The 4,190-nt window shown below is 74.3% G+C and carries 4 protein-coding genes and 1 pseudogene; 2 read left to right on the top strand and 3 right to left on the bottom strand.

The window, feature by feature from the left end; genetic code table 11:
* The first annotated feature begins 87 nt into the window (after positions 1 to 87).
* The gene (rocD, locus tag E1266_RS36020; protein WP_132054886.1) at positions 88 to 1,281 is read left to right on the top strand and encodes an ornithine--oxo-acid transaminase; all 1,194 of its coding nucleotides are present in this window, start codon (positions 88 to 90) and stop codon (positions 1,279 to 1,281) included.
* A gap of 148 nt (positions 1,282 to 1,429) precedes the next feature.
* Positions 1,430 to 2,398 carry an LCP family protein gene (locus tag E1266_RS36015; RefSeq protein ID WP_165966358.1) on the top strand — a complete coding sequence of 323 codons (969 nt, stop codon included), beginning with the start codon at positions 1,430 to 1,432 and terminating at the stop codon, positions 2,396 to 2,398.
* A gap of 7 nt (positions 2,399 to 2,405) precedes the next feature.
* Here the strand turns inward: E1266_RS36015 and E1266_RS36010 are convergent, their stop codons facing one another.
* From E1266_RS36010 to E1266_RS38575, 3 genes and pseudogenes are all read right to left on the bottom strand, one after another.
* On the bottom strand, positions 2,406 to 2,954 hold the full coding sequence (locus E1266_RS36010) for a DUF6113 family protein (RefSeq protein WP_132054882.1): 549 nt from the start codon (positions 2,952 to 2,954) through the stop codon (positions 2,406 to 2,408).
* Positions 2,955 to 3,026: 72 nt separating this feature from the next.
* Positions 3,027 to 3,926, bottom strand: coding sequence for an N-acetyl-1-D-myo-inositol-2-amino-2-deoxy-alpha-D-glucopyranoside deacetylase (gene mshB / locus E1266_RS36005; protein WP_132054880.1), 900 nt, complete (start codon positions 3,924 to 3,926; stop codon positions 3,027 to 3,029).
* Positions 3,927 to 3,976: 50 nt separating this feature from the next.
* A pseudogene (locus E1266_RS38575) lies at positions 3,977 to 4,190 on the bottom strand (hypothetical protein); the annotation flags it as partial.

Genomic DNA, 4,190 nt, shown 5'->3' with positions numbered 1-4,190 from the left:
GCCCGGCCCTCCCCCACGGCACCGGACACCATCCGGTGGCACCTCTATGCCCGGTCAAGGACGACCGGGCCGAGTTGAAGGAGCGTCGTGAGGCCGACCGACCAGCTGAGGGCACTGTCCGACAGGCACAGCGCGCACAACTACCACCCGCTCCCGATCGTCGTCGCCGAGGCCGACGGCGTCTGGCTGACCGACGTCGAGGGACGCCGCTACCTGGACATGCTGGCGGCCTACTCCGCGGTCAACTTCGGGCACCGCAACCCGCGCCTCACCGCGGTCGCCAAGCGGCAGATGGACCGCGTCACGCTGGTCAGCCGCGCCTTCGACCACGACAACTTCGGCCCGTTCGCCGCCGAGCTGGCCGAGCTGTGCGGCAAGGACATGGTCCTGCCGATGAACAGCGGCGCCGAGGCCGTCGAGACCGCCCTGAAGACCGCCCGCAAGTGGGGCTACGAGGTCAAGGGCGTGCCGGCCGGCCAGGCGAACATCATCACGTTCGAGGGCAACTTCCACGGCCGCACCACCACGATCGTCAGCTTCTCCACCGACCCGGACGCCAAGGACTCCTACGGCCCCTACACGCCGGGCTTCCGGACCGTCCCGTACGGGGACGCCGAGGCGCTGAAGGCCGCGATGGACGGCGCCACGGTCGGCGTGCTGATCGAGCCGATCCAGGGCGAGGCCGGCGTCAACGTCCCGCCGAGCGGGTTCCTGCGCACGGTGCGGGACCTGTGCACCGCGAACGGCACGCTGATGATCGCGGACGAGATCCAGTCCGGCCTCGGCCGCACCGGCACCACGTTCGCGTGCGAGCACGAGGGCGTCGTGCCCGACGTCTACGTCCTCGGCAAGGCCCTCGGCGGCGGCATCATGCCCGTCTCCGCGGTCGTCGCCGACGCGGACGTCCTGGGCGTGTTCAAGCCGGGCCAGCACGGCTCGACGTTCGGCGGCAACCCGCTGGCCTGCGCGATCGGCCGGGAGGTCGTCGCGATGCTGAAGACCGGCGAGTACCAGGAGCGGTCCCGGACGCTCGGCGCCCACCTGCACGAGCGCCTCGGCGCGCTGCCGGGCGATCTCGTCCGCGAGGTCCGCGGCCGCGGCCTGTGGGCGGGCGTCGAGCTGCACGGCAAGGCGCGCCCGGTCAGCGAGCGGCTCATGGACCTCGGCGTCCTCGCCAAGGAGACCCACGACACCACCCTCCGCCTCGCCCCGCCCCTGACCATCGAGCGCGACGACCTCGACTGGGCCCTCGACCAGCTGGAAGCCGCCCTCAAGAGCTGAGTCCTTCATCCCCTGAGGGCGTCGCCGGTCAATGGAGCCCGGCGGCGCCCTCGTTTTTTGCCATCGCAAACTCCTGACTCGGCCAAGACCTGGCCAGGGGCCCGCATGGCGCGGGCGGCGGGCGGGCCCCCGCGGGGAAGGTGGGCGCATGCTGCGGAGATTCGGTAGGCGCCGGGTGGTCATCGGCTGCGGGGGGCTGGCGCTCGGCGTCCTGCTGCTCGCCGGGGTCGGCCTGTACCTGCTGCAACGGACGTACGACGACGAGGTCAACCGGCTCTCCGGCGCGCTGCCCGCCGAGGCGGGGCGGCCGAGGGCCACCGGGCGCGGCGAGAACTGGCTGCTGATCGGCTCGGACCGGCGCGCGGACATGCCGTGGATGGGCGCCCGCGCCGACGCGATCATGGTGGTGCACCTGTCCGGGGACGGCGAGCGGGTCTCGGTGATCGCGATCCCCCGGGACGGCTGGGTCCCGGTCCCCGGGCACGGCACGACGAAGATCAACGCCGCGTTCGCGCACGGCGGGCCGTCGCTGCTCATCCGCACCATCGAGCAGCTCACGAAGGTGCGGGTCGACCACTACGCCGCGCTCGACTTCGGCGGGTTCGTGGAGATGACCGACGCGCTCGGCGGCGTGGACGTCACCATCACCAAGCGCACCCACGACCCGATGCACGACCGCACCTGGGAGGCGGGGCACCACCACCTGGACGGGCTGGAGGCGCTGGACTTCGTCCGGCAGCGCTGGAACCTGCCCGCCGGCGACCTCGACCGGATCAAGCGGCAGCAGGCGTTCCTGCAGGCCCTCGCGGACAAGGCGCTGGACACCCGCAACCCCATCAAGATCGACCGGTTCATCCGGGCGGCGTCCCGCTCGGTGACCGTGGACGGGACCGTGACGTCCGGGACGCTGCGCGGGCTGGCGCGGCGCCTGCTGGAGACGTCGACGCTGGAGTACGTCACCACCCCGGTGAAGGGGCCGGCCGCGCGGGGCGACCAGAGCGTCGTGCTGCTCGACGACGCCGGGATGCGGGAGCTGTTCGCCGCCGTCCGGGAGGACCGCCTCGGCGACTACATGGTGCGCAACGGCGCCGCGAACTCGGTGGACGCCGTCCGCTGAGCCGCCGCTACCCGCGGGGGCGCGCCGCCCTGCCCAGCAGCCACTCGCCCTGCGGGCGCGCCGCGGGCACCAGCATCACTCCGGCCACGGCGGCCACCATGCCGCCGATGATGTAGACGTACCCGGCGGTCGTCCCGGGGACGGCGAGGTCGCCCTCGGCGCGGCGCAGCGACATCACGAACGCCATCACGCCCCACATGGCGGCGGGGACGGCCGCGCCGAGCCGCCCGCCCATCCCGAGGCCGGCCAGCCGGACGATGCAGAAGACGAGCACCACCAGCGCGATCGCCGCGACCGGGACGGGGCCGAAGGTCCAGTTCTGGGCGAACGAGCCGAACACCCCGAACAAGGCGCCGAGCAGCGCGAGGACGGCGTACGCGGCACCGGCCACGACCGCGTCGAGCGGCGTCTCGCCGTCGGGGCGCTCCGGCACGGGCAGGGCCGTGGCGCCGCCCGCCGGGCCGTGCTCGGGGAAGGGCGCGCCGTGCGCCCCGGAGAGAGCGCCGGGCTGGCCGTCCTTCGCCAGGCTCACCCGGGTCTCGTCGTCCTTGTCCACGCCCGCCAGGGTACCGGGGGTGGCCGGCCCCGGGACGCCCCGGGACCGTTCCCCCGCGGGCGACGCGGCGGCTCAGCCGGGCGGGTCGGTGAGGCCGGCGAACAGGTCCCGCTCGCGGCGGCCGGGGCCGAGCGGCCCCGGCTCGCCCGCCTGGAGGATGAAGTACTCGGTGCCGAACGCCTGCTGCCCCAGGTTGTTCGACAGCGCGAAGAACGGGCCGACCTCGTCGGGCGCCACGACGATCTGCGTGCGGTGGGCGCGCAGCGCGGCGATCTTTGCGGGCAGGTGGGCGCGGGCGTCCACCGCCGAGGTGACCTGGCCGTCCGGGACGCCGGAGCCCAGCTCGTCCAGCCCGGCGACGCGGGCGAACGGCAGCTTCGCCTCCCGCATCACCGCGATCGCGCGGGCCAGCACGGTGCGCGGGGTGGCGTAGGCGTAGACCTTGGGGACCCGCCACGGCTCGGCGCCGTCCTCGTGCGCGGGATCGGCCGCCAGCTCGTACGCCCGCCACGTGACGCGGTGCGCCTGGATGTGGTCGGGGTGCCCGTAGTTGCCGCGCTCGTCGTAGGTGACGACCACGTGCGGGCGGACCTCCCGGATCACGGGCACGAGGTCCAGCGCCGCCGTGCCGACGTCGGCCCGCCAGAAGCAGCCCGGATGGTCGTTGGTGGCCGCGCCCATCATGCCCGAGTCGCGCCAGCGGCCGGCGCCGCCGAGGAAGCGGTGGTCGCGGACGCCGAGCGCCGCGCACGCCTCCGCCAGCTCCCCGATCCGGTACTCGCCCAGGCGGTCCTCCTTGTCGGACGCCAGGTGGCGCAGGTCCTCGGGGATGACCTCGCCCTCCTCACCCAGGGTGCAGGTGACGAGACAGACGTGGGCGCCCTCGGCGGTGTACTTGGCCATGGTCGCCCCGGTCCCGATGGACTCGTCGTCCGGATGGGCATGGACGAACAGGATCCGCGGCTCCTTCATAGGTAACGAGCCTACTCAGCGCACGGCACCGCGGCGATGACCGCCCTGGCTCAGCCGCCTCCGCCGGTGCCGGGCCCGCCGCCACCGCCGCCTCCGGTGCCGCCGCCGCCCGTGCCGCCGCCACCGGTGCCGCCGTCATCGTCGTCGTCCCCGCCGGTCGGCGGGTCGGTGGGCGTGCTGGTGGTCGGCGGCTCCTGCGTCGGGGGGTTGGTGGTCGGCGGCTCCTGCGTCGGGAGCCGCGTCCGCGGGGGCGGCGTGTTCTCG

This window comes from Actinomadura sp. 7K534, assembly GCF_004348575.1.
GTDB lineage: Bacteria > Actinomycetota > Actinomycetes > Streptosporangiales > Streptosporangiaceae > Spirillospora > Spirillospora livida.
Note: the sequence above shows the minus strand (reverse complement) of the source record. Positions and strands in the feature narration are given on the sequence as shown.

What these genes read in the sequence shown, in the direction of transcription:
- E1266_RS36015 (WP_165966358.1), top strand. Translation starts at nt 1,430, where the DNA reads ATGCTGCGGAGATTCGGTAGGCGCCGGGTGGTCATCGGCTGCGGGGGG.
- mshB (WP_132054880.1), bottom strand. Translation starts at nt 3,926, where the DNA reads ATGAAGGAGCCGCGGATCCTGTTCGTCCATGCCCATCCGGACGACGAG.